Origin of the sequence: Burkholderia sp. E168m23, assembly GCF_016586125.1 — a bacterium.
Lineage (GTDB): Bacteria > Pseudomonadota > Gammaproteobacteria > Burkholderiales > Burkholderiaceae > Burkholderia > Burkholderia orbicola.
The window spans coordinates 1-2,127 of record NZ_BCPP01001107.1 but is presented as its reverse complement, the minus strand read 5'-3'; the positions used below and the strand labels follow the sequence as shown (position 1 = coordinate 2,127).

The window sequence follows — 2,127 nt, the reverse complement described above, 5'->3', positions numbered from 1 at the left end:
GGCTGTCGCTCAAGCGGCTGAAGGCGGAAGAGGAAGCGTGGGACCGCTGGCAGGCCGAAGCGTCGATGCGGCGCTCGATCGAATCGGCGTACCGGCAGTCGCGCAAGATGCAGGCGCTCGGCAATCTCGTCGGCAGCGTCGCGCACGACTTCAACAACCTGTTGATGATCATCTCGAGCAACGTGCAGATCGCGCGGCGACGCGGGGTCCAGCATCTCGACAAGGAGCTCGGCGCGATCGAGCGCGCGCTGAAGAACGGCCAGTCGCTCACGCGCCAGCTGCTCGGCGTCGCGCGCAAGCAGCCGCTGCACAACGAGACGATCGACATCGGGCAATGGCTCGGCACGTGCCGCGAACTGCTGAAGACGTCGCTCGGGTCGAAGTCGTCGCTGGTCGTCGCGATCGAGCCGGGCGTCTGGCCGATTCGCGTCGATGTCGCGGAGCTCGAGCTCGCGGTGATCAACCTCGCGGTCAACGCGCGCGATGCGATGGCAACCGGCGGACGCTTCACGGTCGGCGCACGCAACGTCACGCTGCGCCGCGAGGACGGCTTCCCGCTGACCGGCGACTTCGTGCAGATCTCGCTCGACGACACGGGTTCGGGCATGGCGCCCGACGTGCTCGCCCGTGCGTTCGAACCGCTGTTCACGACGAAGGCGCAGGGGATGGGGACGGGGCTCGGCCTGCCGCAGGTATTCGCGTTCTGCGAACGCTCGGGCGGCCTCGCGACGATCGACAGCGCGGTCGGCGCGGGGACGTCGGTGCGTCTGTACCTGCCGCGCGCGCGGGCCGAGGACGTCGTCGCGCGGCCGGCAGCCGTCGCGCACGAGGGGGGCAACGGCGCGCTCGCCGGTCTGCACGTGCTGCTGGTCGAGGACAACGACGAAGTCGCGGCCGGCACGGAAGCGCTGCTGTCGCTGCTCGGTCATCGCGTGACCTATGCGCCCACCGCCGACGATGCGTTGCGCCTGATCGAGGGCACCGCAGCGAACGACGCGTTCGATCTCGTGATTTCGGATATCCACATGCCAGGCCGCCTGAACGGCATCGACCTGGCAGAAGCGGTCGAAAAGCGGCCGGGGAAGCTGCCCGTGATTCTCGTCACGGGTTATGCGGAGGAGCTCGACCGTACGCGCACCGTCAACGTCCGCGTGCTGTCGAAGCCGTTCGACATCGCGCTGCTCGACGAGATCCTGCTGGGCATCCGCGAAGCGCGCGACGCACGACACGCCGGCGCGTGATCCGCTCTTGGTTGGGGGGGCGGCGCCGCCGCGACGGCGTGAGCACGCGCGGCGGCGATCAGGCCAACGAGGTCAGGCCGATTTCAGCAGGCGCACCCAGCTCGCGTAGCGATCGACGAAGCCCTGCAGGAACTTGCGGGTGTCCTCGCTGACGATCTGCCCCTGGTCGTCGATGCGCGCCGGGTCGTGCTTGATGAACATCTCGGGCTGACCGAGCGTCTTCACGTCGAGGTACGCGAGCACGTTGCGCAGGTGCTGCTGCGCGAGCGCGGTACCCACCGCGCCCGGCGACGTGCCGAGCACCGCGCCCGGCTTGCCCGACCACGAGTTGGAACCCCACGGGCGCGAGCCCCAGTCAAGCGCATTCTTCAGGACGCCGGGAATCGACCGGTTGTACTCGGGCGTGACGAACAGCAGCGCGTCGGCGGCTTCGATCGACTGCTTGAAGCGTTTCGCGACTTCCGGGAAATCCGCGTCGTAGTCCTGGCTGTACAGCGGCAGCTCGCCGATCTCGACGAACTCGAACGAAAAATCGGCGGGGGCGAGCGAGATCACGGCGTGCGCGAGCGCGCGGTTGGTCGAAGCGCGACGCAGGCTGCCGACGACGACCGCAATACGATAGGACATGACATTCTCCTTCCGGTGAGTGAGGAATCGGATCGATTGCTTCCGAATGGGCGACAAAGGTCTGTTTATAGGCAAGCCAGCCCGCGAGCCGTCCCACGGGGCCGTCCGGCCGACTTTCCACAAGGTTTTCCACAGAAATTGTGGATAACTCGACCGTTATGTTCTGACGTTACAGATTGCCCGACGCGCATCGCCGGCGACGCGCGAGACGGGGTTCGGCAAGCATAGCGCAGCGCGGCAGCCGGTTCCGTGAATTCGT

Annotated in this window: 2 protein-coding genes; one reads left to right on the top strand and one right to left on the bottom strand. The window is 67.2% G+C overall.

Features of this window, described 5'->3' with window-relative positions; translation table 11 throughout:
- Positions 1-1,241, top strand: a 1,241-nt coding sequence (locus tag JMF90_RS34580) for a response regulator (protein WP_201326117.1), incomplete at its 5' end; no start/stop codon positions are given.
- A 72-nt stretch (positions 1,242-1,313) separates the two neighbouring features.
- On the opposite strand, the gene JMF90_RS34575 is transcribed toward JMF90_RS34580, so the two are convergent.
- Positions 1,314-1,868 carry an NADPH-dependent FMN reductase gene (locus JMF90_RS34575; protein ID WP_006480199.1) on the bottom strand — a complete coding sequence of 185 codons (555 nt, stop codon included), beginning with the start codon at positions 1,866-1,868 and terminating at the stop codon, positions 1,314-1,316.
- Between the last annotated feature and the right edge of the window lie 259 nt (positions 1,869-2,127).

Bases quoted from the DNA above. Each gene is read 5' to 3' on its own strand.
- JMF90_RS34575 (WP_006480199.1), bottom strand. From the start codon at position 1,868: ATGTCCTATCGTATTGCGGTCGTCGTCGGCAGCCTGCGTCGCGCTTCG.